At 72.3% G+C, this 26,728-nt stretch carries 23 protein-coding genes and 2 pseudogenes; 9 read left to right on the top strand and 16 right to left on the bottom strand.

Translation table 11 applies throughout. The features are described 5' to 3' along the window. Positions 1-23 precede the first annotated feature (23 nt). Complete coding sequence (locus AB0A94_RS03400; RefSeq protein ID WP_361738461.1) at positions 24-821, top strand: IS5 family transposase; 798 nt, start codon at positions 24-26, stop codon at positions 819-821. Between the two features lie 9 nt (positions 822-830). Here AB0A94_RS03400 and AB0A94_RS03395 read toward each other — a convergent pair whose 3' ends face one another. Both AB0A94_RS03395 and AB0A94_RS03390 read right to left on the bottom strand, forming a co-directional pair. Further along, positions 831-2,021 carry an MFS transporter gene (locus tag AB0A94_RS03395; protein WP_361738116.1) on the bottom strand — a complete coding sequence of 397 codons (1,191 nt, stop codon included), beginning with the start codon at positions 2,019-2,021 and terminating at the stop codon, positions 831-833. A 122-nt stretch (positions 2,022-2,143) separates the two neighbouring features. Continuing rightward, entirely contained in the window at positions 2,144-2,737 is a 594-nt protein-coding gene (locus AB0A94_RS03390) for a TetR/AcrR family transcriptional regulator (protein ID WP_361738113.1), read from the bottom strand. 433 nt (positions 2,738-3,170) lie between these two features. Between AB0A94_RS03390 and AB0A94_RS03385 the strand changes: the two genes are divergently transcribed. After that, complete coding sequence (locus AB0A94_RS03385; RefSeq protein ID WP_361738110.1) at positions 3,171-3,629, top strand: hypothetical protein; 459 nt, start codon at positions 3,171-3,173, stop codon at positions 3,627-3,629. An 82-nt stretch (positions 3,630-3,711) separates the two neighbouring features. On the opposite strand, the gene AB0A94_RS03380 is transcribed toward AB0A94_RS03385, so the two are convergent. From AB0A94_RS03380 to AB0A94_RS03360, 5 genes are all read right to left on the bottom strand, one after another. Continuing rightward, positions 3,712-4,983: an ABC transporter substrate-binding protein gene (locus AB0A94_RS03380; protein WP_361738107.1), complete on the bottom strand. Its 1,272-nt coding sequence runs from the start codon at positions 4,981-4,983 to the stop codon at positions 3,712-3,714. After that, positions 4,980-6,002, bottom strand: a complete 1,023-nt coding sequence (locus tag AB0A94_RS03375) for a hypothetical protein (RefSeq protein WP_361738105.1) — start codon at positions 6,000-6,002, stop codon at positions 4,980-4,982. Before AB0A94_RS03375 ends, AB0A94_RS03380 begins: the two co-directional genes overlap by 4 nt. Beyond that, positions 5,999-7,390 carry a hypothetical protein gene (locus tag AB0A94_RS03370; RefSeq protein ID WP_361738102.1) on the bottom strand — a complete coding sequence of 464 codons (1,392 nt, stop codon included), beginning with the start codon at positions 7,388-7,390 and terminating at the stop codon, positions 5,999-6,001. Before AB0A94_RS03370 ends, AB0A94_RS03375 begins: the two co-directional genes overlap by 4 nt. A gap of 75 nt (positions 7,391-7,465) precedes the next feature. Further along, positions 7,466-9,775 (bottom strand): tetratricopeptide repeat protein, encoded by a 2,310-nt coding sequence (locus tag AB0A94_RS03365; protein ID WP_361738099.1) that lies wholly within the window; start codon positions 9,773-9,775, stop codon positions 7,466-7,468. 46 nt (positions 9,776-9,821) lie between these two features. Then, positions 9,822-11,147 (bottom strand): serine protease, encoded by a 1,326-nt coding sequence (locus AB0A94_RS03360; RefSeq protein ID WP_361738097.1) that lies wholly within the window; start codon positions 11,145-11,147, stop codon positions 9,822-9,824. A gap of 91 nt (positions 11,148-11,238) precedes the next feature. Here AB0A94_RS03360 and AB0A94_RS03355 point away from each other — a divergent pair, with 91 nt between their 5' ends. Together AB0A94_RS03355 and AB0A94_RS03350 are read left to right on the top strand one after the other, a co-directional pair. Continuing rightward, on the top strand, positions 11,239-11,553 hold the full coding sequence (locus AB0A94_RS03355) for a trypco2 family protein (protein ID WP_361738095.1): 315 nt from the start codon (positions 11,239-11,241) through the stop codon (positions 11,551-11,553). A gap of 198 nt (positions 11,554-11,751) precedes the next feature. Beyond that, positions 11,752-13,290, top strand: coding sequence for a hypothetical protein (locus AB0A94_RS03350; protein WP_361738093.1), 1,539 nt, complete (start codon positions 11,752-11,754; stop codon positions 13,288-13,290). Positions 13,291-13,381: 91 nt separating this feature from the next. Here AB0A94_RS03350 and AB0A94_RS03345 read toward each other — a convergent pair whose 3' ends face one another. Further along, entirely contained in the window at positions 13,382-13,537 is a 156-nt protein-coding gene (locus AB0A94_RS03345; RefSeq protein WP_361738090.1) for a hypothetical protein, read from the bottom strand. 150 nt (positions 13,538-13,687) lie between these two features. Between AB0A94_RS03345 and AB0A94_RS03340 the strand changes: the two genes are divergently transcribed. Both AB0A94_RS03340 and AB0A94_RS03335 read left to right on the top strand, forming a co-directional pair. Beyond that, on the top strand, positions 13,688-14,260 hold the full coding sequence (locus AB0A94_RS03340; RefSeq protein WP_361738087.1) for a GNAT family protein: 573 nt from the start codon (positions 13,688-13,690) through the stop codon (positions 14,258-14,260). An 89-nt stretch (positions 14,261-14,349) separates the two neighbouring features. Beyond that, positions 14,350-14,487 (top strand): hypothetical protein, encoded by a 138-nt coding sequence (locus AB0A94_RS03335; RefSeq protein ID WP_361738084.1) that lies wholly within the window; start codon positions 14,350-14,352, stop codon positions 14,485-14,487. A gap of 251 nt (positions 14,488-14,738) precedes the next feature. On the opposite strand, the gene AB0A94_RS03330 is transcribed toward AB0A94_RS03335, so the two are convergent. The 3 genes and pseudogenes from AB0A94_RS03330 to AB0A94_RS03320 form a co-directional block, all read right to left on the bottom strand. Beyond that, complete coding sequence (locus AB0A94_RS03330; protein WP_361738081.1) at positions 14,739-16,874, bottom strand: UvrD-helicase domain-containing protein; 2,136 nt, start codon at positions 16,872-16,874, stop codon at positions 14,739-14,741. 37 nt (positions 16,875-16,911) lie between these two features. Further along, entirely contained in the window at positions 16,912-18,171 is a 1,260-nt protein-coding gene (locus tag AB0A94_RS03325; RefSeq protein ID WP_361738078.1) for a restriction endonuclease, read from the bottom strand. Beyond that, a pseudogene (locus AB0A94_RS03320) lies at positions 18,168-19,984 on the bottom strand (DUF4357 domain-containing protein). Before AB0A94_RS03320 ends, AB0A94_RS03325 begins: the two are co-directional and overlap by 4 nt. 212 nt (positions 19,985-20,196) lie before the next feature. Between AB0A94_RS03320 and AB0A94_RS03315 the strand changes: the two are divergent. After that, on the top strand, positions 20,197-21,516 hold the full coding sequence (locus tag AB0A94_RS03315) for a hypothetical protein (protein ID WP_361738075.1): 1,320 nt from the start codon (positions 20,197-20,199) through the stop codon (positions 21,514-21,516). Between the two features lie 34 nt (positions 21,517-21,550). Here AB0A94_RS03315 and AB0A94_RS03310 read toward each other — a convergent pair whose 3' ends face one another. Continuing rightward, positions 21,551-22,003, bottom strand: a complete 453-nt coding sequence (locus AB0A94_RS03310) for an ATP-binding protein (RefSeq protein WP_361738072.1) — start codon at positions 22,001-22,003, stop codon at positions 21,551-21,553. A gap of 414 nt (positions 22,004-22,417) precedes the next feature. Here AB0A94_RS03310 and AB0A94_RS03305 point away from each other — a divergent pair. Beyond that, positions 22,418-23,215, top strand: a pseudogene (locus AB0A94_RS03305) (serine/threonine protein kinase). After that, entirely contained in the window at positions 23,212-24,759 is a 1,548-nt protein-coding gene (locus tag AB0A94_RS03300) for a serine/threonine-protein kinase (RefSeq protein ID WP_361738069.1), read from the top strand. Before AB0A94_RS03305 ends, AB0A94_RS03300 begins: the two are co-directional and overlap by 4 nt. Positions 24,760-24,859: 100 nt before the next feature. Here AB0A94_RS03300 and AB0A94_RS03295 read toward each other — a convergent pair whose 3' ends face one another. From AB0A94_RS03295 to AB0A94_RS03280, 4 genes are all read right to left on the bottom strand, one after another. After that, positions 24,860-25,234 carry a hypothetical protein gene (locus AB0A94_RS03295; protein WP_361738066.1) on the bottom strand — a complete coding sequence of 125 codons (375 nt, stop codon included), beginning with the start codon at positions 25,232-25,234 and terminating at the stop codon, positions 24,860-24,862. 266 nt (positions 25,235-25,500) lie between these two features. Next, positions 25,501-25,863 (bottom strand): hypothetical protein, encoded by a 363-nt coding sequence (locus tag AB0A94_RS03290; RefSeq protein ID WP_361738063.1) that lies wholly within the window; start codon positions 25,861-25,863, stop codon positions 25,501-25,503. An 80-nt stretch (positions 25,864-25,943) separates the two neighbouring features. Beyond that, positions 25,944-26,411 (bottom strand): hypothetical protein, encoded by a 468-nt coding sequence (locus AB0A94_RS03285; protein ID WP_361738060.1) that lies wholly within the window; start codon positions 26,409-26,411, stop codon positions 25,944-25,946. An 82-nt stretch (positions 26,412-26,493) separates the two neighbouring features. Then, on the bottom strand, positions 26,494-26,718 hold the full coding sequence (locus AB0A94_RS03280; protein WP_361738057.1) for a DUF397 domain-containing protein: 225 nt from the start codon (positions 26,716-26,718) through the stop codon (positions 26,494-26,496). Positions 26,719-26,728: the final 10 nt, after the last annotated feature.

The following is a 26,728-nucleotide window of genomic DNA, read 5'->3' as shown; positions in this document are numbered from 1 at the left end:
CGGTAGCCTGCGTGTTCGTGACGATCGTGGAGCGTTTGGTCCCGGATGGGCTGTGGGAGTTGTTCCAGCGCGTGGTGCCGGTAGCACCGGTCCGGCCACAAGGTGGTGGCCGTCGACGCTACGGCGACCGGGAGGTTTTGGCAGCAATCATGTTCGTGGCTACCTCCGGTTGTACCTGGCGGCAGATTCCAGAGAGGTTCGGACCGTCTTGGTCGACCGTGTACCGACGGTTCACCGAGTGGAGCGGAGCTCGGGTCTGGGTCAAACTGCACCGGCTGGTGCTGGACGAACTCGGGCGGAAGGGTGAGCTGGACTGGTCGCGGTGCGCGATCGACTCGGTGAATATGCGGGCGTTGAAAGGGGGGGATCTGGCGGGTCCGAATCCGGTAGACCGGGGCAAGAAAGGCTCAAAGATCCACTTGGTTACCGAGCGGACCGGTCTGCCCCTCTCGGTTGGTATTTCCGCTGCCAACACCCACGACAGCCTGGGGCTTGAGCCTTTGATCCGCGGCATCCCACCGATCCGTTCCCGCCGTGGCCCTCGTCGACGCCGCCCCTCCAAACTGCACGCCGACAAGGGATACGACTACGACCACCTGCGGATGTGGCTTCGCAGTCGGCGTATTACACCCCGTATCGCCCGTAAGGGCGTCGAGCCTTCGACTCGACTGGGGAGACACCGGTGGACTGTTGAGCGCACCATGAGCTGGCTGGGCGGCTTCCGTCGGTTGCACCGCCGTTACGAGCGCAAGGCCGGGCACTTCCTTGCCTCCACCGGCATTGCCGTAGCCGTCATCTGTTACCGCCGCCTTGCCGGGTGACGAAATAGCTCACACCCGTTCTGTCTGTTCGGCAGGGCGCGGGGAGGCAAGGCCCTTTGCGGGGGTGGAGCGGCGGGCGAGGTCGGGCAGGACGGTCGCCAGACCGGCCAGGGCCATGACTGCACCGAGCCAGAGCGGGGCGCGCAGGCCCCAGGTGTCGATCGCGACGGCGCCGATGGAAGAGCCGAGGATGATGCCGAGGGTGATGAAGGAGGAGTGGACGGTGTTGACCAGCGGGCCGGCGTTTCCGGTGCGCTGGACGCGGGTCGCCATGGCCGGGTTCATGGTGACGCCGACCAGACCGATGCCCATCATGCAGATGACGGTCGGTGCGGGCAGGTCGGCGAGCAGGGCGAAGCCGGTCAGGAACACGCTGTTGAGGACGAGGCCGATGGCAAGGACAGGGACGGTGTGGCGGTCGGCGAAGCGGCCGACGATGTTGTTGCCGACGACGGTGGCGGCGCCGTAGGCGATCAGCAGGAGGGGGACGGCGCCAGTGGAGAAGCCGACGAGGTCGGTCAGGATGGGGTTGAAGTAGCTGAAGGCGGAGAACGTGGCGCCGATGACGAGTGTGCTGGTGGACAGCACAAGCCACAGCTTGGGCTTCCTGAAGACGCCGAGCTCCTGGCGGAAGCCACCGCCGCCTTCAGCGCGTTCGATGCGGGGCACACCGAACCAGGTGGCCACGGCGGCGATCACGGTGATCGCGGCGATGGCCCAGAACGCGGCGCGCCAGCCGAAGCGTTCGCCGATCAGGGTGGAGATGGGGAGTCCGAGCAGGGTGCCGAGCATGAGGCCGTTCATCGCGACCGCGATCGCCCGGCCGCGGATCTCGGGGCGGGTGATCTGGGCGCACATCGAGATGCTCACGCCGAAGAAGGCCTGTGAGGCGATGCCGGTGACGATCCGCGCGGCCATCATCGTGGAGTAGCCGGTCGCGGTGGCAGCCAGCGCATTACCCGCCAGGAAGATGACGAAGATCGCCATCAGTGCCGTCCGTGGCGGGAGTTTCATGAGCGCCATGGTGAGGAACGGCCCGCCGGCCGCCATGGCCACCGCGAACGCGGTGATGAGGTATCCGATCTGCGGGATGGTGGCGTTCAGGCCGTCGGCCATCTGTGGCATCAGCCCGGCGACCACGAACTCGCTGGTCACCATGGCGAAGATACCGAGTGCCAGGACGTATACGGCACGGGGCACGGTCTTGTCTCCTTGGAATCGACGCCGACCGGCGTAGGGGCCGGGTGACGTAATAATGAGAGTTATGGATTGGTCAGTTCAAAACATGGACATGCGTAGGCATTGCCCGGGTGGCGCGTGGGTCAGTTCAGTGCGTCGAGGGTGACTTCGGCGATCGACTCCAGTGCGGTCCGGTCGGCGCCGCCCTGACTGGAGATGCGCATGCCGCCGATCGCCGCGTTGATGAAGCGGGCCAGTGCTCCAGCGTCGCGCCGGGAGGTGATGCTGCCGTCCCGGCGACCCTCCTCGATCACCGCGCGCAGCACGGCGAGCCTGCGGGCCGTGTCGCGCTCCAGCAGTTCCGCCGCCCGGCTGTCGCGAGCGGCTAGTTCGACCGTGGTGTTCACGGTCAGGCAGCCCAGGCTGCGGCCGCCGGCCCGGTGCTCGGTCTCACCGTCGACGACCATGGCGAACAGGTCGCGGATGCGGTCGGCGGCGCGGCGCCGCGTGTCCTCCAGGACGCCCAGCTGGGCGGTGGTCATGGTGTCGATGTAGTGGGCCAGTGCACGCTCGAACAGGTCGTGCTTGCTCTTGAACGTGTTGTAGATGCTGCTGCGCCCCAGCCCGGTGGCTTCGCACAGGTCCTGGGTGGAAGTGGCTTCGTAGCCCTTCTCCCAGAACGTGTGCATTGCCGCGTCCAGGGCCCGTTCCTCGTCGAACATCCGCGGTCGGGCCATGCTGCCAGCTTAGTCATTTTGGATCGATCGTTGCAATACATGCTCGCAAGCCTTCCGATCACTATCACTGAGGCCCCCGGTGCAAAGCGAGCCAGCGGGACAGCCTGGCCCCTTACCGAAGCTTCCCCTGCTGAGCGCGACACCCCTGCGGCCCTCCTCTCGCCAATCGCAACGACCTCTTATCGGCCGAGGAATCGGACAGCACGCTGCCGAGGCCGGGTGCCCTGCAGTGGGACGAACTGCTGCCACACCCGTCGGGCACGACCCATGAGATCGCCTTCACGGCCGGCTCGATTCTCGTCGTCGCTGCTGATCTGGCTGCGGCATGGGGGCGAAGCTGACCTCCTGACGGAGCATCGAAGAATCCCGGAGCGGTCCGTCTCTCCGGGGTCTTCCTTCGGTGAGCGCACCCACTTCGAGGAGGGGCTGTCCGGTGGCTGCCGAGCTGCGGGTGGACGAGATCACCCGAATTCTGACGGGCACCGTCGCCCCCTCCGTCGGCAGGGCTGTGGACATGGGCATCGTCGAGTTCCACGGCCCTGACGGCGAGGAGGTCATGGGCCGTATGCGGTGTCCGTTCCGGATCGCGCACGACGTGAAGGCCGTCCTGGGATCCGCGGACATGCGGTATGCGCAGAAGGGCGCGGGACCACAGGCGTTCGACAAGTTCCGCATGATCTACGACGCCCGGACCACCACGTTCAACCGAGTGCTCGGCGAACTCCGCCCCTGCGTCGACAGCGTGACCGTGGGCCGGCCGGGTGAGCTCACAGTGAGCTGGGAGCAGGCGTTCCGGCTCGAGGTGTTCCCCGACTGCTCGGGGCGGATCGAAGCCTGGCGGGTACTCGTCCGCGGGGGAGCCCACCACGTCTTTCCTCCGGGCCTCGACTGATCACCCAGGGGGCCGGTTCCGCCCGGTGCTCTGCTGGGCGGAACCGGCCTTCGTGCCCCACAGGGTGGGCGCCACCCGTCGCTCACCGCGTACTGCACACCGTCTTCGGAGCCGCTCTGCCGCCGGCCCCCGGCGTGGACTGCGCGTCCTGCACCCGCTGCACGTCCTGGAGGAGGCCCGGAATGTCGGGGTCCTGGCCGGCGGCGGCCCGCGCGATGGTCAGCAATACGGCCTCGTAGAAGGCGTCCCGCACGGCGGGCGCCATGACGTCCGAGGCGTCCAGGCAGCGGGGCCCTTCACGGAGCCGCCGGGCGATCTGGCCCTTGATCGCGTCGCCTTCCGGCTTCACCTGACGGTTCGCCGAGAAGACGCCCGCCTGTTCGACCCATCTCCGCTGGCCCTCCTTCGAAGCCAGCAGTCTGATCAGCTCCTGTGCCTCGGAGCGATCGCTGAACAGCGCCGCGAAGTCGCCGGTCACCTCGTGGGCCCGGACTGGGCCGCCGCCGTCGGGCAGGAGCGGAGCGGAGTCCGTCAGGCGCGCGTGCCTCGCGTCGGATCCGTAGAAGGAGAGCGCGAAGGAACCCTGGTGCTCCAGGGCGCACTCGCCCGAGGGGTTGTCGAACAGCAGACCATGACCGCCCGGGTCGCCGCGGTGGTCGGTCAGCAGAGCCCTCTCGGCCGCGCGCTCGTCCTGCCGCAGCAGACCGGCCCAGGCCTCCCAGGCGGTGCGCACCGGATCGCTTCGCCACCACTTCGTCCCGCCCGTGCCCAGCGCCCACTTCTCGTAGACCTCCGGGCCCTCCCGTTGCAGCACGAGGTCCTCGATCCAGTCGGTGCCGGGCCAGCCGGAGGCGCCGTCGTCCCCCATGCCGATGCACCACCTCTTCAGCGGGGCCGGTGCAGCGTCCGGCTTCCGGCCCCCGCGGTACCAGACGATGCTCTTCAGGTCCGCCTTGACCGGGACCCAGTACACGTGCCCGGGGGACGAGGCGGCCGCCATCCAGGGGGCGCCGTACTCCCGCGGGTCGTAGAGATCGTCCAGCGGCTCCAGGAGCTTCTGGTCGGCGTACTCGGCGAGTTCACCGAGGCCCGGCATGATCACGATGTCCGGGGGGTCCCCCGCCTGCACCTTGGAGAGCAGCACCTCCCGCTGGGCGGCGGTGCCCTGGTAGCGGAAGGGGATGCCGAAACCCCGCAGCACGGTCTCGAACCGCTCCGCCTGCCCGGCCGTCCACGTCCCGAGGATGGTCACCGGCTCCTCGTCGTCGTGCTGCGCCCAGACCACCACCATGCCGCCGGCCGCGATCAGCAGCATGACCACACCGAACACCAGCATCCTGAACCGCCGGGTCACCGTCGCCTCCAGTAGTCGTGGTCGAGCCGCAGACCGAGCCCCAGCGCGGGCAGGACGACGGCGAGCAGGCTGCCGACGAGAGCGCCCCGGTACACCGACTCGGTCCACGTGCCGTCGGCCAGCCGCTGCCGGACCTCCTCCGACGTCTCCGTGACGCGCTGCTGCCGCACCTCGGCCGACGGGCCGCTCTGCCAGGACGCCTCGGTGATCCGCCGCAGCTCCCCGAGCGCCCCGTCGAGTTCGTCCTGGGTGGAGTACGCCGTCAGCAGCGGGACCACCGCGAGCAGCACGGTGAGGAGGAGGGCCGCGAGCAGGTACGGGTTCCAGTCCCGGCCGCAGCGGTCGCGCAGCACGAACAGCGCCGAGAGCAGGGTCAACGCCACCGCGACCAGGGCGAGTTCGGCGGTCCACCACCCGGTGTGCTGCCACCGCCCCATGGCGGTCGTGGCCTCGGCGTGCTCCAGCTGGTTCCGCTGCAGGACCTTCAGGCGCGGTGCGACTCCCACCGTGTCGCGGGTGAGCAGCGACTCGGCCTCCCGAAACCTCAGCTTCCGCATGAGGGGCTGGTCACGGTAGAGGGACGTGCCGAGGGCGAGCGAGTCGCTGTAGGTGGCGAGCAGGCCCTTGACCGTGCCGAGGTCCTGGTCCGTGCGGTCGGCGATCCGGGACAGGCCCTGGTCGGCGGCCGAGAGCTGGGACCGGTAGGCCTCGCCCGCGCCCGCCACGCCGACGAGGTCCCTCTCCACCAGGCTGCCGGCCTCCTCGTGGGCGCGCAGGGCCGCGAGCCGGGCGGCGGCGAGCCCCTGCACGGCCGGCGCCTCGCGGGACGCCAGCGCCTCGGCGCCGTGCTGGACCTGACGGCTGGAGAGGAAGAGCGCGGTCGACGCCACGGCCGTGAGCAGCAACAGCACCAGCAGGTGCACCTCCAGCAGCCGACGGGTCCGCCAGGAACCCAGACGCCCGCGCCAGAAGGCGGCGGGGGAGTACCGGCGCCAGGAGGCGGCGCGTCCGGCCGTCACAGCAGCTTCTCCCCGCAGGCGATGCAGTAGCGGGCCTCGCTCCCGGCCGGCGTGCCGCAACCGCCGCAGCGCGGACCCGGCCGGGCGCCGACGGCTTCGGCCAGGGGCCCGCCGGGACGGGACCCGGCGCGCAGGATCATCGGGCCGAGGGTGTCGGCGTCGACGGTGCGCAGCCGGATGCGCCCCCCGGCCGCGTCCTCGATGCGGGCGACCGCGCGGATCTCGTCCAGCACCCAGTCCGTGCCGAGCCGCACCGCCAGCCGGGCGGCCTGCCCCAGGCGGTCCTCCGCGGTGTCGCGCCGGTGTTCCCGGAGAGCGACGAGCCCCTGGCGCAGGGCGCTCCGCATCCGGGCGGTGGCGTTGAGGGCGCGCACGCTGTCGGCGCCCGCCGGGGCGTGCGGCGGGGAGTGCCCGGGAAGGTGCCAGCGGGCAGTGACGGGCGCGTGGACGTCACCGATGGAGACCATGGCGAACTGCAGCTCGGTCTCCAGCGGGTCGGTGTCGGAGTCGGCGACCAGGGTGAGCAGGTAGTCGCGTCGGCCCTGCTCCCACTGGTAGGTGGGGAAGCTCCAGCAGTGCGGCCGGCCGGGCCGGGGCAGCCCGCCGAGCCGGTGCGGCCGGGGCGCCTTCTCGCTGAGCGAGACCTGGCGCACGGAGGGCCGTACGGTCACCTCGACCGGCAGCTGGGGAGTGTGCACCCGGCGCAGCCGCTGGATGGCGGCGGTGATCGCGGGGCCGAGTCCGTCGTCCACGAACTCGGCCGTGCCGTGCAGCCGTTCGGCGAGGGCCAGCAGGGGATCGGGGGACCAGTCCGTGCCCACGGCGAACACGTCGCAGGTGAACTGCCCGGCACAGGCCTCCAGTTCCTCCTCCAGACGGTCGTCGGCGGCGACGGCGCTGCTGCCGTCGGTGATCAGCACCAGATGGCGTACGGACACCGGCCGGCCGGCGAGCAGGGCGCGCGCCCCGGCCACCCAGGCGGCGTACCCGGCGGGACGTGGCCCCTCCCGGTGCAGCGGGAGCGAGCCCGCGACGAAGGCGGCCCGGCGCCTCTCGTCCCGGTCGGCGACGGCCCACTCGCCGTCACCCCGCGGATAGCACCGGACCGGCTCGGGGCCGCCGCCGAGCACGGCGAAGGAGATGCGGTCGGGCAGGGCGCGCAGCGCCGCCGGCAGGGCGTGCCGGACGGCCGCCCGGTGGGATTCGGCGACGTCCACCGCGATGATCACCGCGAGCTGGACCGCGGGCAGATCGGTGGGGGCGCCGCCGGCGGCCACGTCGACCCGCAGATGGGCCTCGATCTTCGCGCTCCGGTGCGGGCGCGGATCGTCGCCGAGGTCGACGTGGAGTCGGATGCCCGGCTGCGGGGGCCGGGTGGGGCTGCTCATGTCGTACGTCACCGCTCCTTTCGCCTTCGTCCGCCTGCGTCGCCGGGGGCTGTTCCGTCCGGTCGGGGCGCACGGTCAGAACACGGTCTGCGGCCGCACCGCGTGCATGAGGTCCACGAGGTGCTCGTGGGCGGCGGCCGGTTCCTGGTGGTGTGCCGCCAGCCGCCGGTAGTGCGACTCCAGCTGCTCGCGCAACGCGCGCTCCGGCGCGCCCAGACGGCGCAGGGCGCGGGCGGTGAGCCGTCCGGCACCGCTTCCCGGGGAGCCGGGACGGTCGCTGAGGCTGTGCACCGCGTCCAGTTTCCACTCGTGGAGTTCGGTGCTCAGGCGCAGCGCCTCGTCCTCGGACAGGCCAGGCTCCCCGTCGCCCGGACGCCGGCCCACCAGGCCGTGCAGTTCGGCCAGTGCCGCGTCGACCTCGGCGGGCAGGGGCAGCGGATCGCCGTCCCCGGGCAGCCGGGCCGCGCGGATGCGCAGGGCGGCGATCCGGGCGACGGTGTGGTCCAGCGTGCCCTGCCGGACCCGGCCGAGCACGTCGATGGCCGTCCGGCGGTCGCGTGCGCGGAGCGCGATCCTGGCCAGGCCGAGGGCGGCGCCGCCGTGCGCGGGGTTGCGGGCGAACACGGCCTCGTACAGTTCCTTGGCCGTGGGCCCGGCGGGGTCGTCGCCGAGCCGTTCCGCGCAGTGGGCGAGGGCCAGTTTGGGGGCGTACTCGCCGGGCAGCTCGAGGTGGACCCGCGTGAAGTGGTTCCGGGCCTCGGCGACCTGCCGGGGGTCGTCGTCGAGGTCGGCGCCGCGCAGCGCGAGCAGGGCGCGGTGCCACTCCAGCCGCCACCGGCGCACGGCGGACGGTCCGGGTACGGAGTCGGCGGTGTCGAGCTCCTCCTGGGCGCGCCGCAGGTCGTCGCGGGTGTTCCGGCCCAGCAGGACGCGCACGTTGTGCAGGCGGATCTCCACCGAGGGCGGCTTCTCGTCCTCCTGGTCGAGGAGCCGGTCCGGGTCGTAACCGCTGCTCACCTCGAACCGCGTGGCCTGCGGATCGCCCGGATAGGGCCTGGGCACCGGCAGGCAGGCGGCGATCTCGGCGGGTGTGGGCGTGCCGAGGTCGAGGACCGGTGCCACCGGCGGCTGGTACCGGTCGCGGCGGGGCCTCTCCAGCCAGTGCTCGATGCCCGGCACCGTGCCGAGCCGGGCGCCGGGCAGCCGGGTGGACGGCCGGAAGTGGTCGGAGGGCTCCGGCGGGTCGCTCTTGCCGCGCAGCGCGCGGATCTCCCGCAGGGCGCCGCGCAGTTGGCCGACCATCTCACGGGCGTCGGTGAAGCGGCGGCCCGGGTCGGTCCGCACGGCGCGGTCGACGACCCGCTGGAAGGAGGCGGTGCCGAGGCCGGGCGCCTCGGTGACGGCCCAGCGGGAGAGTTCCCGCAGGGTGACGCCGACGGTGTGCAGGTCGTGGGCGACGGTGGGCGCGGCCGACGTCGCGGTCTCGGGCGCCATGTAGTCGGGCGTGACGTGGGCGGGCGGCAGGCCCTGGCCCTGTTCGCGCATGCCGCCGAGGTCGATGACCTTGATGCCGTCCCGGTGGTGCACGACGTTGGAGGGCTTCATGTCCCCGTACACGAAGACCCGTTCGCCGTCGGCGTGCAGATGGACGAAGGCCTCGAGGATCTGGCAGCCGTACGCCGCGACGTGCTCGATGTCGAGGACGGACTCCCCGCGCCGCACCTCCTCGGTGACCCTCGCGAGGGTGCCGTCGCCGACGTCGTCCATGACGATGTAGCCGCCGGTGACCTGCCCGCTGTCGTCCCGGCGGGCGACGAAGTCGCGGATCTGGACGATGCGGGGGTGGCGGATGGCGACGAGGTTGCGGCGTTCCACGTCGGCGAGGCGGGCGCCGTCGTGCTCGTACCGGTTGAGCAGTCCCTTGACGGCGACGACGTCACCGAGGTGGGTGTCCTCGGCGAGGTAGACCCAGCCCTGGCCGCCGTGCGCGATGGGTCCCATGATCCGGTACTGGTCGCGCAGCAGGTCGCCCTCGGCGAGTTCGGGCCGGTACGAGTAGCGTTCGCCGCACGCCGGGCAGAATCCCTCGATCGGCACCGGTCCCTCGGTGTAGGGCGGGGCGAAGGTGATGCCGCAGTCCGCGGACGAGCAGCTCATGCGGATGCGCAGCGGGGCCTCGGGACGGATGAGGCGCTCCCCGGCGGGGCGCGGTTCGCGCTCGGGGAGGGCGAGGAGTTCGCGGGGGCCGAGTGCGCGGGGGTCGTCGGGCAGGCCGGGCAGTCCGGGGCCGTTCGCCGCGCGGCCGCAGGCGGCGCAGTAGCCGGTGGGCAGCACGGTGCCACCGCAGGGGGCTCCGGTGAAGCGCCGGTGCGGGCAGGTCGTCATGGTCGCGCGGCCCTCCTTCCCCGCCCGGGCCGGGCGGTGCGCCGCGTCACCGGTCCCCGCAGCGTCTCAGGTCGGCGCGCAGCGTCCTGATGAGGGCGCGCAGCCGGGTGAGTTGCTGTTGCGGGTCCCGTACGTCGTCGAGCAGGCGGCGGGTGGCCCGGTGCCGGTCGGCGGTCTCGGTCACGGAGCCGAGGGAGGCGCTGTCGACGATGTCGCGGCGTATCGCCCGGCTGAACTCCGCGCGCTGCAGGCGGTCGAGCAGCGTGTCCGCGTGGTGGAGGAGCGCGGGCCGCAGGAGGAGGTCGCGGGACGCGGCCCAGCCGGGCCCGCCCTCGTGCCGGAAGACGAGCAGCAGCCGGAAACCGAACACCCGTAACCGGGCCAGGATCTCGATGAGAGGACCCGGCTGCGGCTCCTCGTCGAGACCGTCTACGAGGACCGTGACCGGCCGTACGGGCACCCGGTCGGCCGCCCGCTCGGGCCGCCGGGCCTTGGCGCCGCGCAGCCAGTCCCAGTACGCCAGGTACTCGCCGGCCGGGAAGGTCACCTGGTCCAGCGCGTGGTCGATTAGCTCGGGCCTGCTGGCGCCACCGCGGTGGACGACATGGGCGCGGTGCAGCAGATGGCGCAGGGAGCGGTCCTTGCCGCTGCCCGGGGGCACCACGGTGATCTTCACCGGGTCCTCGTCCGGGTCGTCGAACCACCGGGTCAACCGCTCCTCGAAGCCGTGGTCCCAGGCGCCCGGACCGCTCAGCTCCTTGACCACCGGCGAGAGTTCGGCGATGCGGCCGACGGGGATCAGGTACGAGAAGGAGAGCCGGTTGTCCTCGGGCAGGGCCGCGCCCAGGTCTCCGCGCCAGCTGACGACGAGGCCCACCACCCGGGCGGGACGGTCCTCCTCGGGCCGGGTGCACACGGCGGCGCCGCTGAACCCTGCGCGCACCACCTCCGACCGGGTGACGGCGTCGAGCTGCACCCGCTCACCGCTGGCACCGCCGATCCGCCCCCACAGGCTCATGCCGTCGTCGAAGCCCTCCGCGTAACCGGTCGCGTACACCTCCATACCACCCCACAGCCGGGTGTCCAGCGGAGCGCGGCGCGCCTGCGGACGGGGGCTGTCCAGGCGCAGCACGGCGACGTCCTCGCCGCCGGCGCCCTCCGCCAGCCAGCCGCCGGGCATGACCCGCGCGGCAACCGGTTCCAGCCCGCCGTTCTCGGCGAACTCCAGCCACATCACGGCGTCCGGACGGCGCACCACGTGCGCGCACGTCAGCGCCGTGTACTGGTCGACGAGCACGCCGGCGCCGCAGACGGGGCCGTGGGCGTCCTCGCGCCGCAGCCGGAGTCTCCAGTCCGCACGCAGTTCCCCCATGCCGTCTCACACTACGTGCAAAGCACGGGGCGTCCCTAGACTTGTGAGCAGGGTGCATCGGTCGATCAACCGAAAGTGGCGGTGTGTTGACATGGCGAACGGGGAACCGATCGGTCTGGCGGAGGCCATCGGCACGGTGCGCGCGGAGCTGGCGCGGGCCCAGGCCGAAGGCGCGGAGAGCGACTGGCGGTTCCACGTGGAGCAGGTCAGCCTGGAGTTCTCGGTCCAGTTCCACCGGGCCGGCGAGGGCGGGGCGGGCCTGCGCCTGGGCGTGGTCGAGGCACGTCTGGGCGGCTCGGTGAGCCACGACTCCACGCACCGCATCGAGGTCGCCCTCAAGCCCCTGCCCCGCCCCGACGGCCGGCACCACGAGGTCGGCCGCGAGGACACCACCGCCCGGAGCTGAGCCACTCCGCTCCGGAACCCCTCCCGCCGCGCTGCTGTGGCCATGCGTCGTCGGGCACCGAGGGGAACGAGGGGACCGGCCACGGCCCGGACGGTACCGAGGGGGACCGGCAATGCGATCACCGAAGGCGTCAAGTCGAGCTCCGCACGTTCCACTTGATACCAGTGGGCGGACGAGGCGATCGCTCCCGTGACCCAGATGCGCTATGACCGACGTGTACGGGTCTTCGTCGAGGTCTGCGGCGGCCCCGACGACTGGCAGGAGGCCGAGAAGCGCTTCGACGCGCACGGCTGGCCCGTTCGAGGGTTCCACTCGGACGGGGAAGGGCCTTTGGCGGCAGCGCTGCGGCAGGATCCCGGGTCGCGCGTGTACGAGGTCGAAGTCCGCCTGTTCGGTGCGGCGAAGCGGTGCGATCGCGGGGCTGTGGACCGGCTGCGCAAGATCATGCGCAGAGCCAGGATCGAGGCGTACGTCCGTCGTGCCGAGCCGTTGGACAGGGACCGCGAGATGTTCTCCAACTGGCGGGTCGTCAGTGTCGATCACCGGCGCCCCGGCGGGCGTCCGAGGTGGAAACGGTTCCTCCTGCGCAGGGCCGTGATGCTGGGCAGGTATGACATCGACGGCATCGTCTCGGGCACGCCCCGCCAGGCCGTGCGACTGGCACGCGCCGAGCCCATGGGCGGGGCAGCCCCCTCGGCTGTGTCCGTGAGGCCGCTCGACGGCCGCTGGCGGGGCTCCGTGAAGTACTGGCGGGAAGAAGAATTCGAACGCCGACTCCTCCTCTTGGTCTTCTGGGCGTTTCTGCCGGCCGCGGCGCTGGTCTTCGCCTCCGGCGCGCCCGGCCTTGCGCGCTGGTTCTGGATCCTTGTGGCATGCCTTGGCGTGTACCGAGCCGTGCGCGCGGGGTGGGGCCTGTTCCGTGAGGGCGGACCGGCGGGTGTCGGACTCTCCCTGTTGCTGGTGATGCTCTTCACCTCGATGGGGCTGGGGGTGTTCAACAGCGAGGGGAAGGGCTGGACACCGGAACAGATCGTGGTCACGGTGACCGTGATCGGTGTCATCAGTGGGCTGAGGCTTCTCGTGCGCCAGTGGACCTGGGGGGAGTGGGTCGCCTGGGTGGCTCCCCTCGTGGCGACCCTGGCCCTCTCCTCGTTCGTGGCCGCAGGCTCCGTCCTGCACGCCTTGTACGCCGACGGCCTGAGCCTCTCACCGGACGACCTCGGCGTACCGCCCGCCTGGCAGGCGCTGGCCGGAGTGAAACTGCTCATGATGTTCAGCATGGTGATGGTGCTGCCCGCCTGGTGGGGCTTCGCCCGCCACCGACACCACGGGTACGCGGCGCCGGGAGACGGGTTCAACATCGTCCTGTATGTGCTCGTCCTCCTGCTGATGGTCGCCGGCGCGACGCTGCAGGCTCTCGACTCGGCCAGAACCGCCGTGAACGAAGTGGTCGCGGCGGCCGAGAGCGGTGAGGTCCCCCCGTCCTACTTCGGGGCCGAACCGGCGTGGACGTGTGTGCGCCCCTTGGTCGCCCTCGACGAACTGTCCGGTGAAGGTCCTCCGCTGAACCCGCGCACCCCGTATCTGTCCTTCGGTGTATCGGGAGACACGGCGGTGCTCTGGGACCCGTCGACCAGGAGTCCCGTGAAGATCCTGGCGAGCCAGGCATGGCTGAAGTCGGTGAAGTCGGGAACCGTGTCCTGCGCGGTGGACGCGACCAGGTCGGAGAAGCCCTGACCGTCGTACCCCGACACGCTGGAGCCGCGCACCGGAGGGCGGAGTCATGGCTCCCTCCGGCCGGCGGCGCGAAGGCGAGTGTGTGACGCGATCATCGGGCTTCGAACGCGTCGCGCACGCGCGAGTCGATCTCGACGACAGCCCCGGCCGGGTCGCCGTTTGGCGGGACCTGATCCTTGCCGTGCACCTTCTCGAGGCCGCCCTCGACCGGCAGGCCCGACGAGACGGAGGAACCCCGCACGGCCACTTCGAGCTCCTCGTGCTTCTCAACGCCGCCGATCGTCGGACCCGGGCGCTGAAGAGCCTCACCGACAGTCTCCGCTTCCCCTGGAGGGTGTTGAGTCCGGGTCGGATGTTCGGTGTTCTGCCCGCCCCGTGAGGACGCAGGATGACGCGCATGACTTTGGCCACCCCCGCACTGCACACCGCTCGCCTGCGACTGCGTCCCTTCACCGACACCGACGGGGATCCCCTCTTCGCACTGCACAGCAGCGCCTACGTGCTGCGCTACTGGGACTCCCCGCCGTGGAACGAACGGGCTCGAGCCGACCGCTTCATCGCGACGTGCCGGAAGACGGCGGACGAAGGCACCGGGGTGCGGGTGGCCATCGACCGTGCTTCTGACGGGGCCTTCGTCGGCTGGCGCGGTCTGACCGGATGGAACCCGGACTACCGCAGCGCGTCGTTGGGCTACGTCCTCGGCGATGCGATGTGGGGCCACGGCTACGCGACGGAAGCCGCGCACGCCGTGCTGAAGTGGGCATTCGGCACACTGGACCTGAATCGAGTTCAGGCTGAGACCGATACGCGCAACGTGGCGTCCGCCCGGGTCCTGGAGAAGCTCGGATTCGTGCGGGAAGGGACACTGCGGGAGGACTGCGTCGTGAACGGCGAGGTGTCCGACTCGTGGGTGTTCGGGTTGATCAGGCGAGAGTGGCGGCCGTCGGCCATGCCGACCCCGGCCCGCTGAGCGGCCGTTGCATCCGCTTCCGGTACAGGCCGCGTCCGGACTGGGCGAGGACGCCTTGGCGGGCCGGCGGCCCGGCCGCCGCCCTCGCCATGGTGTTCAAGCTGGTCGAGTCCGCCCAGGAACGCCGGCGCGCGATCACCGGCGTCTCCCTCGTCGCCCTGGTCCGCTCCGGGGCCAGGTTCGAGAACGGCTTCCTGGAGGAGTGCGACGAGACCGTCGCGACCTGATCGCACCTGGGGCACAGCCGTTCGGGCACGTCGCGCCTTCCCGCAGCCACGAGCAGGCGATGTGCAAGGCACTGGAGGCGTCTCACGTCCTCCTTTCCGCAAGGACGGGCCCGTACGGGCTCTGGGCGCCCGCGCACGGGGCAGCGGAGCCGGGGGACGGGTCCTCGCCTCCACAGACGGCACGGGGCGCCCCATCGGAGAAGGGCACCCCGATGGGGGCGTCCCGCACGGGTCCGCGGCGGGAGGGCGGCTCAGGCGGCGTGCGGCAGGAACGGGCTCGGAGCTCCGCTCCACGTCACACTCAGCGCCTCGCGGGCGCGGGTGCAGGCGACGAAGAGGAGGCAGCGTTCCCGGAGCAGGTCGGCGTCGTGCTGCAGGGGGTCCGCCTCGCGCGGGGTGACCTCCCGGGCGAACGGGACGGCGCCCTCGCCGGCACCGAGGACGGACACCGCACGGAACTCCAGCCCCTTCATCGCGTGCATCGTCGCCAGCCGCACCCCCTCGGCGCCCTGCGCGGTCTGCCCCTTGACCCGGAGCACCGGTATGCCGGCGGCCCCCAGTTTCTCCTCGGCCGTGTCCAGGGAGAGGTTGAAGCGTGCGCACACGCCGATCTCGTGCGGTGCCAGGCCCTCGTCGAGCAGCTCCCGGACCCGGTCCACCAGGGCCTCGGTCTCCTCCTGCCGGGTCGCGTACCCCTGCGCGTGGGGGCGGCGCCCGTGCAGCAGGGAGCGGTACCCGGCCAGCGAGTCCGTCCCCGCGCCCTCGAGCGCGTCGACGGTGACGGGCGCGAGGAGCCGTGCCGACCAGGCGAGGATCTCCTCGGTGGAGCGGTAGTTGACGCGCAGCCGGAAACTGCGGCCGGCCGTGGCGATGCCCAGGGAGCCGAGCGACACCCGGGAGTCGTAGATCCGCTGGTGCGGGTCGCCGGTGACGAACAGGTCGTCGGGGCCGGGGGACACCGCGGCGCGCAGCACACGCCACTGCGCGGGATGCAGGTCCTGCGCCTCGTCGACGACGACATGGGCGTACGGAGCCGGCTCGCCCGCGAGGAGTTCCGCCGCGCGGGCGCAGACCCGCAGGTGCGTGGTCTCACCGCGGTCCCGCAGGAACCGCTCGAACCGCTCCACGCCGCTCCACACCTCACGGCGGCGCGCGGGGCCGAGACCGGTGCCGCGGCCGCGGCGGCTCGCGCCGAGGTAGGCGTCGAGATCACGGAGGTTCTGGCCGAGCACGACGTGCCGGTACTCCTGGGCCAGGAACCGGGCGGTGACCGGCAGACCGAGCTGCTTGACGGCCTTCTCCCACAACTGCCGCTGTTCCCGGTCCCCGATCGGCCGGGGCGCGGCCGCCGACCTCGCGCGCACGACGCCGTGCGCGTAGGCGTCGACCGTCGTCACGTCGACCCGCGCCAGCAGCTCCTCGTCCCCGTCGAGGAGCAGGCCGAGCATCTCGCGCAGTCCGGCGGCGAGCGCGTTCGTGTACGTGGTGAGCAGGACGCGGCCGTCACCGGACCGGCCGAGCAGGTGCTTGACCCGGTGCAGGGCGGCCACCGTCTTGCCCGTGCCGGGACCACCGGTGACCTGGACGGGACCCCCGTACGAGGTGCGGTGGGCGACGCGCCGCTGGGAGGGGTGGAGGAAGACCCGCCAGGCCGCGAACGGCTTCTCCAGCACCTCCTCCAGCTCCTGCGGCCCGGTGACCAGGCGGATGCGCGCGGGGGTGTTGGCGATCACCGTGGCCAGGTCCTCGACCGGCTCGGCGGGCGCGTCGGCGGGCCTGCGGACGGCCACGACGTCCCGGTAGACCTCCTCCGGGCCGAAGCCCTCGGCGAGGTACTGCAGCACCTCCAGCTGGTCCTCCGGCAGGAGCGTGGAGAACGCCTCCAGCTGGGCCTTGTCCACCAGGGAACGCGCGGCGCGCAGCACCTGGTCGTCGATGCCGAGCTCGCGCAGCGTGCCGTCGGAGACGTCCGCGAACAGCAGCCGGGGAGCCGTGCGGGCGGCCGTCTCGTACAGCGGTGTCAGCTCGTCCAGGGCGACGGCGTTGCGCACCTCCAGGGCCCGGGTCGCGGAGTTGGCGCTGTACAGGCGCTTCGCCGCCCAGGTGTAGGCGTCGTCGTGCGGCAGGACGTTGACCAGCAGGAACATGTCGCTGCCGTCGTCGGGGGCGAGGACGACGCCCCGCCAGAAGTCGGTGATGCGTATGGTGCGCATCCGCCGGTCACGGGCGTTCTCGACGGACTCCAGGTGCAGTCCCTTGTCCGCGTTGAGTTCGGCGACGCTCATGGCCTGGAACTTGGCCATGGCCTTGCGGACTCCGGCTCGGACCGGTTTCTCCAGGGTGTCGTAGCCGTCCCAGAAGCTCTGGGCGAAGGCGAGCCGGGGCATGGGGTTCCTTCCTTTCCGCCACGGGGGCGTTTCGTGGTCACTGATGCGCGGTGGCTCCGGTCAGCCGTCCGGCGATGTCCCGGAGGGCCGACAGGAGCTGTCCCGGTTCGCGGGAGAGGTCGAGGCTGTGCTGGTACAGCCGTACTCCCCGTCCGCCCGCCCCCACGGCTGTCCCGCGCACCTCGTGGAAGCGCTCGGGCCGCCGTCCGGCCGCGTACACCAGGTGCGCCTCGCGCAGACCGAGCACGGTGGCGTACGCGAGCGCCTGGTACAGGTCGGCGTTGAGGAGTCCGTCGGCCTTCTCGACCTTGTACTTGGCGTCGACGACGGCGAGTGGGGTGCGGCCGTCGCCGGTGCGGACGACGAGGTCGGGGCGGATCCGCACGAGACCCGCGGTGTCGAGGTGGTGGGGGTCCTGGAGGCGCGCGGTCAGGCCGTGCTCCTTCAGGGCCTCGCGCAGGGCGATGGTGACGAAGTCCTCGAACAGCCTGTTCATGTCGAACAGGAAGCCGTCCACGGCGAGCGGTTCGGCTCCTGACGGTGGCGGCCGATGCTCCGGCGAGGAACCGCGCAGGACGGCCTCGGCGAGCCGAAGGGCGGGCTGGTAGCGGGAGTTGAGACGCGAAGGCTGCCAGCGCGGCAGCTCCTGCCCCCGCACCAGCGGCAGGACGTCGGCGAGCCGGACCCGCTGGTGGGCCAGGCGCCGCCGGACGGGGCCGGGGACGCCCGGCAGCCGCAGGAGCCGCTCGGCGGCGGCGCGCAGGATGCGGTTCTCGGCGGTGTCGGCGGTGTACGCGTCGTAGGCGATCTCCACGGGCGGCGTACGGCCGAAGTGCCGCCGGAGCTGCTCGGCCTCGCGCAGCCGCCCGCGCACCACCAGCGCGGACTCCTCCACCTCCCGGTAGCCTTGGAGGACCCCCTGCCGCAGCGCCGCGTCGATCCGCCGCTCCACGGCGTGCGCGAGCGCGGGCACGACGTCGTCGTACGCGCCGGTGTCGACGGTGCCCTCCCGCCCGTCGCGCCAGGCGCGCGCCGGGTCGAGGCTGAACCCGAGCAGGAAGAACAGCCGGCTCACCGGGGTCTTCGGCATGATCCGCACGACCGGACCGCCGGGCGTGCGGACGGCGCCGACCCGGCTGCCCGCCCGCAGCAGCCAGTGCCCGTCCCGGCCGGGGTCGGGGGTGGCGCTCTGCAGGATGCCGGAGGCGGCCAGCGCCCGCCCGGCCGCGGCGTCCAGCGGGGCGGAGACGGCGGGCCCGTACTCGTGCAGCACCACCTCGGGCACGGGCACGGTCACGGCTGCCGCTCGCGCAGCGCGTCGAGACCGTAGCGGGCGGCGACGTCGATTCCCTCGCCGTAGTGGTGCTCCTCGAGCAGCGGCAGGATCTTCGTGCGCCAGGTCCGTTCGAGACCGCCGTCGCGGTACACGCCCGGCTTCATCAGGTACGACGGCCCGATGGCGAAGTCGGCGTCGTCGATACGGGCGTTGAGGGCGTCGAGGAGACGGGCGGGCTCCTGGTCCCTCCCCTCGCGCTCCAGCCAGCGCGCGAGCAGCCCGGCGGTCGGCTCGGTGCGGGGGGACAGCTCCACGAACGCGAAACGGCGCCGCATCGCCGCGTCCACCAGCGCGATCGACCGGTCGGCGGTGTTCATCGTGCCGATCACGAAGAGGTTCGGCGGCAGCCAGAAGTCGTCCCCGGAGTAGGTGAGACGGACGGACTTCTTCCGGTACTCCAGTAGGAAGTACAGCTCGCCGAAGACCTTCGCGAGATTGGCGCGGTTGATCTCGTCGATGATCAGGAAGTACGGGATGTGCCCGTTGCCCTCGCGGGAGGCGAGATCGGCGAGCTCCCGCAGCGGGCCCGCCGTCAGCCGGAACGCCACCTCCCGCGTCTCGGGATCGGCGACGGGCCGGAAGCCCTCGAAGAAGTCCTCGTAGGCGTACGAAGGGTGGAACTGCACGATCTTGACTTGCTCGGGGCCGCCGCCGAAGTGCTAGGCCAGCTTCATCGCCAGGTACGTCTTGCCGGTGCCCGGCGGGCCGTAAAGCACCAACTGCTTCTCATCGATGAGGAGTTCGCGCATCTCCTCCAGCCAGGCGCGGTCGTGGACCAGGAGGTCGGCGGCGAGGTCCCCGTCGACGTCCGGCAGCGTCAGCTCCCGCTGCACCGGCCGCTCGGCGCTGTCCCCGGTCTCCGTCGGGTCCGTGCCCTCCACCTGTCCGACAAGCCCGTCCAACGCGTCCAGCACACCGGTCAGGTCCACGACGTCGTGCTGCACGGACAGCTTCTGCTGCACTTCCCCCGGCAGCTCCTCGTACGCGTGGCTGTCCGCCCGCCAGGCGACGGCCCGGCGCAGATTGGACAGCCCGCCCGGCGACGCGCTCTGCGTGGCCTCCCCGGTGATCCGTCCGACGTGCAGCCGGTCGTCGTCGAAGGTGGCGACCGTGTCGCCGACGCGCATCTGGGTCAGGAAGGCGTGCAACTCGTCGACCAGGCCCTGCTTCTGGTTGTACGAGGCCGCGCTCCCTCGTACCCCTTCTCGACGAAGCGCCGCAGCGCGCTCTTGGTCGGGTCGGTGTCCTCCAGCGGTGGCAGGTGCGCGCCCGCGAGCGAGACGAACCCCTCCTTCAGCCACGACTGCCGCACCAGGTTGTGCCCCGACACGTTCGAGCCGCGCACCAGCCACGCCTTGCGCGGAGGGCGCCAACCGGTGGACAGGTAGTCGGAGAGCGGATGCCCCTCGGCGGTGCGCCACGACTCCGGGCCGGAGGCGTCGTAGCCGTACACCAGCGCGGCGGCGGCCGAGGAGGAGTTGCACTCGACGTCCCGGGTCACCACCCAGCGCGCGGGCGCGTTCCCCGGCCGGCCGGGACCGGCCGGGGCGTCGACGAGCGCGCCGCTAGCGCGCAACTCCGCCCGGAACCGGCGGGCGTGGCGGCCGAGGCCGGGCCACTCCTCTGCGGTCACGACCGAGCCCTCGCGCAGCGCGAACTTGTACGTGCCGTTCCCGCCGAACTCGGTGAGCAGATGCCCGCGCGCCTCGGCGCCGTCCGGGGAGAGCTTGATGCGGAACTCGGGCGTGCCGGGGAGACAGCCGGGCTGCGGCATGGGTGACCTTCCGGGTGCTCAGGCAACGCAAGAACCGTAGAAGAGTGTGTTGGTACTGTCAACGGAGTCTATGCTGCGAGAGTCGTTCGATTCTCACCGGTCCGGCGAGCCGGTCGATGTGGGTCGAGTGACCCCTGGGTGCTGTGATTCGGCTATACGGTTCTGCCGGGACGTCAGTCGTGGGCTGACGTGGGGATGAGTCAGGGGGGACGATGATCGACTATCGCAAGGCAACACCCGTTCCGGTGTGGACGCTGGCGACGGGTGACGTCCGGGTGCCGGCGGTGGCCGGGGACGGGCCGATGACGGCTGAGCGTCTGGCCGAACTGCGCGGGGTGCTGGCCGCGTTGGCCGACCGGCCGATCGCCACACTCGAGTTGCATCCGCTGCCGGACAAGCTCGACCGCAGCCGGGGCATCTCGCTCGATGCCGCGAGTCCGCTGGCGCAGCACCTGTCGCAGCTGATCACACAGTCGGCGCGCGGTTCCGCGGCGGCCAAGGCGACGGCTTCCGGCGAGGGGCTGTACCGCATGGTGGTTCCGGCGAAGGTCGCCAAGCAGTTGGGGCAGGGCATCCTCCGCTTGATGCCGTCGAAGGCGGTGGCCGGTGGTGCCCGTGCCTCCGTCGTGGATTCGGTGACGGGCAAGATCGTCGCCGGTGTGACGTACGTGCCGGTCGGTAAAACGGCAACGGCGGGCGCAGCCGGCGGAGCAGGTGCGACTGCTGGCGTCGCGGCCGCCGGCAGTGCGGCGCTCACCGTGGCCGCACCGCTCGTGCTCATGGCCGTGGCGGTCGGGGTGAGCGCGCACGCCGACGCCAAGCGGCAGGAGGCCATCGAGCACATCACGGAACTGCTGGAGCAGCTTCAGGCGGACAAACTCGACGACGAGCACAGCGCGCTCAACGGCTGCCGTCCCGCCATCGACAAGGCCACGGCCATCCTGCTGGACCAGGGCAAGCTCGGTGTCTCGCTGGGACTCGACTCGGCGGTGCACGCCATCGACACCGCGCTGAGCAAGGCCGACATCCGCCTGGCCCGGTGGACGAGCGCGCTCGACAAGCTTCCCGACGGCGAGCCCGTCGAGATCGGCACGCTGACCGAGTCGTTCCCCGGTGTGGACGAACAGGGTGGCACGTTCCGCACCCACCTCGAACTGGCCGCCCTGGCGATCGCGTTGAAGCGGCGTGTCAACGTCCTCCAGGCGGTAGAGCTGGCCCAGAGCGACCCCGACAACCTGTTCGAGAATTTCACCCGTACGCTGCGGGGTGACGAGCAGCGCCTCGACGAGCTGGAGAAGGGCCTTGCCGGTGTCCTGCTGCGCCTGTCGGCGTTGGAGCTGGCCCGCCCGAAGAGTGTGCGTCCCGTCCTGACGAACGGTGAGGTCGACCGGCTGATGCGTACGGCGTACCAGATCCGTGGGCTGGGCGACGGTGTCGCGGTGGGCGGCCGTCCGACGGATGTGGCGATCGAGATCGCCCGTGACAAGGACGGCTCGGTGGTCGTGTTCCCCGCGCTGGCCGCGGCGGCGTAGGCGCGGGGGGTTGGGCTCTCCTCGGGCGACGCGGTCACGCGCCGGCCGGTGTCGTCAGCACCGCCCGGACCGTCTTGCCGCTGGGCGGGTAGGGGACGCAGTCCCAGTGGTCGGCGAGGGCGGTGACGAGGGTCAGGCCGCGTCCGCCGGCGGGGAGGGGGTCGGGCGCGGCGTCCGTGGAGCGGCGGGGGTGCGGGTGGAGGTCTCCGCGGGCGTCGCTGACCTCGACGCGGAGGCGGCGGGCGGCCGGGTCGAGGACGAGCGTGAGCCGGAAGCAGCGGCCGGGTACACGGCCGTGGAGTACGGCGTTGGCGGCGAGCTCCGCGACGACGAGTTCGGCACGCTCGGTCAGGTCCTGCGAAGCGCCCCGGGAGCGCAGCTCGGTCACCGTGAGGAGCCGGGCGAGACGGGCGCCGCGCCGTGTGGACGACAGCAACTGGGTGAAGGTGCTGACGAGGGCGCCCACTTGGGGTGTTGCGTGGTTCATGGCGCCAGAGTGGCGGCCGGACGCGGGCGGGGGCGAGTGCCGCGCCCCGTACGGAGAGCAGGCGTACGGACGGGGGAGGAGGGCGGTACGCCGGATCCCCGCCACGCCGTGTGAGGAACGCGGGAAGGCGGCAGAGGGTTCCCGATGTCCCGGGGCACGCCCGCGACCGGGTGCGGTCGAGCGGCCCGGGGGCCGGTGAGAAGCCTTCGCGGCACTGTGGCGCGCCGACCGACCCGCCGTCCACGGCCCACTCGTGCGGCACCCCGTCCGGAGCGTGCGCCCCGGCGTGGCGGACGGTATCGGCCGGTGCGATGGGACGCGATGAGAAGGGGCGGATCCCGGGGGCGTCCGGGACGGCGGCGGCATGCGGAATCCGTGCGTAAAATCCACGCGACCACATCGGGGGAGTCAGACATGGAAACGATCACCGTCCAGTTGCCGGGCTCCGCGCGGTCGGCCGGAAACGGGCTCGACAGGCCTGAGTTACTGCACCTGGGGCCGGGGAACGTCGTCGACTTCGGACGCGGTCTGCCCGGTGACGGGGGAGTGGCCGTCCCCCTGACCGATCCCGGCGTCTCACGCCGGGCGGGGCGGCTGGAGGCGGCCGGAGACTACCGGCGGCTGTCCAACTTCAGCCGGAGCGTCTCCTACGTGGTGGAGAACCTGGAGGGCGCCGGCGAGTACATCACCGTGGCCCCGGGGCGCCTCGGCGCGCCCGTGCCGTTCGAGTTCTCCCGGGTGGTGCTGCCCGCGCTGTCGGGGACCGCGGCCTTCAAGGTGTTCGCCCCGCAGCACGCCTACCTCGGCCACGAGGTCGCCGACGGCGCCGGGGAGCAGACCGTCCACCCCATCGCCCTGGACCCCACGTCCAAGTACTTCCTCGTCCTGGTCGCCCTGTGCGAACAACGGCTGCGGGACGCCTCGGACACCACCCTGCCCGGCGTCGGGGACATCGTGGAGCGACTGCGTCCGCTGGAGTCCTGCCGCGGTCTGACGCGCTCGGCGGTCAACTAGCACATCGACTACCTGGCCTCCGCCAAGCTGCGCCCGGACCTCGGCGACGAGACCCCGGTCGACGGCGCCCGCACCGGGGCCAAACGTGCCCGGCCGGCCTCCGTGGCGCTCCGCTTCGGTCTGGTCCGCGAGGAACACCTCGCCCTGCTGCCGCCCCGCGGCGCCGGGCGACCCGCCCCGTGGGAGGCCCGCGCATGATGACGTCCGACGCCCGGGAACCCCTGGGAACACCGCGCCCGTCCCGCCTCCCGGAGGGTTTCCGCATCGACGGCTGGGAGATCGGGGCGGTCATCGGCTCCGGTGGCTGGGGCACCGTGTACGAGGCCCGTGCGGTCGCCGACGGCGCCCCGGCGGCGGTGAAGGTGCTGCCGACCGGCGCCCTGGCACCCGGCCAGAGCGCCGCGCTGGGCGAAATCGTCGAGCGGGAGGTGCGGTTCAGTTCCGAGGCCGACCACCCCCACCTGGTCCGCACCCGTGCCGTGCGCACCGTCGACGCCCCGGACCTGCCCGCCCTGGACGGAGCCGTCGTGCTGGTCATGGACCGGGCCGAGGTCAGCCTGAAGGACGTCCTGGACGCCGCCGGGACCGGTCGCCCGATCGCCGGCGCGGACCGTGTCCTGCGCGGGGTCGCCGCCGGGCTCGCCCACATGCACGGCGCCGGCTGGGTGCACGGCGACCTCAAGCCCGCCAACGTCCTGCTGGGCGCGGACGGGCAGGTGTGGCTCGCGGACTTCGGGCTGGCCGCGGAACTCGACGGCAGCCACGCCCACCTGCCGCCGCTCGGCACCCTCGACCACCTGCCGCCCGAGTGGTGGTCCCAGCGCACCGGCACCCGCGGCTCCGTCGTCCGGCCGACCGCCGACGTCTGGGCCTTCGGTGTCCTCGCCCACCAGGTGCTCACCGGCGGCCTGCACCCGTTCCCCGGCGCCGACGCACGGGCCCGCTCGCTGGCCGCCCAGGCCTACGCGCGCGGCACCGCGCCACTGCGTCTGGACGCCGGCCTCGGCGAGGGCTGGCGCCGGCTCGTCGCCGACTGCCTGGCCCCGGACCACGCCTCCCGCCTCCCGCACACGGCGGAAGCCCTCGCGGCGCGGGTCGAGCGGCTGGCGGGCGGGACGCGCCGCCGGCGCGGACGCCTGGTCCCGGCCGTCGCCGCCGGGCTGGTGGGCCTGGCCGTCGCGGCGGTCACCGGGACGGTCGTGTTCGGCGGCGACGAATCCGAGGACGACGACGGCCGCGGCGCCCCCGCCGTCGTCACCGACGCGCGCGTCGCGGCGCCCGGTGAGATCCCCGCGGACTCCGACGTGCCCGAGGCGCTGCGCTCGGTCATCACCAAGGCCGCCCACCGCTGCACCGACGAGGAGATCACGCCCGCCCTGCTCGCCGCCATGCTCAAGGCGGAGAGCGGATTCGACGAGGACGCCGCCCGCCCGGCCACCGACGAGTACGGCATCGCCATGTGGACGCCGTCGGTGTTCCGGGCCTGGGCGGTGGACGGGGACGGCGACGGGGACAAGGACCACATGTCGCCGCCGGACGCGATCGCCACCATGAGCGGGTACGTGTGCTGGCTCGACCAGCGGTTCAAGGAGGCGGGGATGCCGAAGGGGGCCCTGCCCGCCCTGGTCGCGGCCGGCTACCGCACGAGCGACCGCGCCGTCATCGAACAGGGCGGCGTGCCCGAGCAGGTCCGGCCGCACGTCGACGAGGTGCTGCGTCATCTCGCCGCGTACGGCGGGTGAGCCGGCCCCCGTGCCGGCTCACCCGCCGTCGTTCTCGCCGGCGACGCCGTCCCGGTTCAGACCGGTGGCACGGCGGCTACGGCCGCCGTGCGGGGTCTTCTCAGGTCGGGCGCCACTCGGAGAGCGTGACCGAGTTGATGGGATCGAGGTTGAAGTACAGGCCTTCCTGGGAGTTGATGCTGTCGTGGCAGTCCGTGCCGACGCTCTTGCAGAGGTAGGCGAGCGCGTAGTCGGACTGGTTGTTGAGCACCCAGTGGTAGCCGAACTGGTTGTAGATGCGGTGCGGCCCGTACGCCCAGAACACGTGGCTGGGGCTGACGGCGGGGTTCTGGTTCTGCGGGTAGATGCACACCGCGCCGTACGGGCAGTTGGCCCACGAGTCGGCGGCTTGGGCCTGGGTCGTACCGCCCGCCGTCATGGCGGCGGTCGCGAGAGCCAGCGCGGCGGCCCCGCGGAGGAGTTTGCGCACGGTCATGCCTTTCGAGAGTCGCCCTGTCGTTGCGGCAGCCCGGTGGCTGCGCTGACACAGTAGGAGGACGAGCGGCGGGAGTGGTCCTGACGGATGTCAGGGGCGGGCGGTGCCGGGGTCCGCCTCGCCGCACCCGCGGAGACCGGCTCGTCCCGGCCGCTCCGACAGCGGGCCGCGCCGGGAAGGGGAATCCCGAGGCGCCGGGGGCAGGGCCGTGAACCGAACGGGCCGCACCCCGGAGTGGGGGTGCGGCCGGGTGTGCGTCTTTGGTGTCAGTCGGCCGAGGGCCTGGGGTCCGTCGGCCCTTGGCCGGGGACCGCGGTGTGCTCCGGGCTCTGGGCGGGGGCGGGGACGCGGTCCGTGGAGGAGGAGACGGCGAAGATCTCGTCGAGGGTGGTGGCGTCGATGGCGCGGTCGAACCAGAGGTCCAGGAGCGGCATGTCCGTGCAGGTGGTGACGTGCTGTCGGGTCTCTCCCGTCAGCGAGAAGCCGCGGCGCTCCATCAGGCGCAGCAGTTGCTCGGCCTTTCCGGCCACGCGTCCTTCCTTGAACCCCTCCTTGAAGCCTTCTTCCAGTCCTGCGAGGCGGGCGTCGCCCACGATGGTGCCTCGTCTGGGGGTGAAGAGTGTTTCCATCAGGTTCCTCCGGATTTTCCGGGAGCGTTCGATGCCCAAGCCGCGTGCGGGTCAGGGCGGGGGCGAGTGCCGGGTCTGCTCTACGCGCACGGGCAGGGCAGTTCGGGGAGCGTGCGGTTCGGGGAGCACGTGACCACGGCCAGGGTGAGGTACGAGGGGCGTTCGAGGTAGTGGCCGTACGAGATGTCGGCCCCGGAGCGCAGGCGTTCGGCGGCGGCGTCCACCAGGCGGGCCAGGCGTGCGGTGTCCCGGTCGGCCTCCACCGCGAACCGGGGCGTGTACTCGGCCAGCCGTTCACCGAGCCAGGCCGCCGCCTCCTTCGCCTCGTCCCAGGTGCCCCGGACCAGTGAGCGGGGCTTGGCGAGCCAGTACGCCGTCTCCAGGGGCGGGAGGTCCGACGTGCGGAACTCCGCGGCGACCTGGCGGTAGCGGTCGATCAGTTCCGGCCTGCCCCCGGCCGGGGGCAGGCCGGGGTGCGAGGGCCGCCGCAGGGCCTCGTCGTCGAAGCGTGCCTTCGGGCCGGTCCAGAGGTAGGCGTGGTGGTGCACGAGCTGTTCCCGTTTCGAGAGGCGCCGGCCGGGCGCGGGCGTGGAAGGCGGGCCCGGCCCGGCCGGCGGGAGGGGAGGGGGATCAGACGCCGATGCCGAAGCGCGCCGGGTCGATGCCAGCCGCGTCCAGCTCCTGAGTGGTGAAGCGCAACGGCTGCGCGTCCGGGCGCTTGCTGTCGCCCAGGGCCCAGGCGTCCTCACCGATCCGGGCGAGGGTCACGCAGCCCTCGGTGCAGGGACCGCCGCACGCCTTCGTGAACGAGGCCCCGCTGATGTCGAGTGCGTACAGGTGGGTTCCGTTCTGCATCACTGCACCT

This window comes from Streptomyces sp. NPDC044984 (genome assembly GCF_040646935.1).
GTDB lineage: Bacteria > Actinomycetota > Actinomycetes > Streptomycetales > Streptomycetaceae > Streptomyces.
Note: the sequence above shows the minus strand (reverse complement) of the source record. Positions and strands in the feature narration are given on the sequence as shown.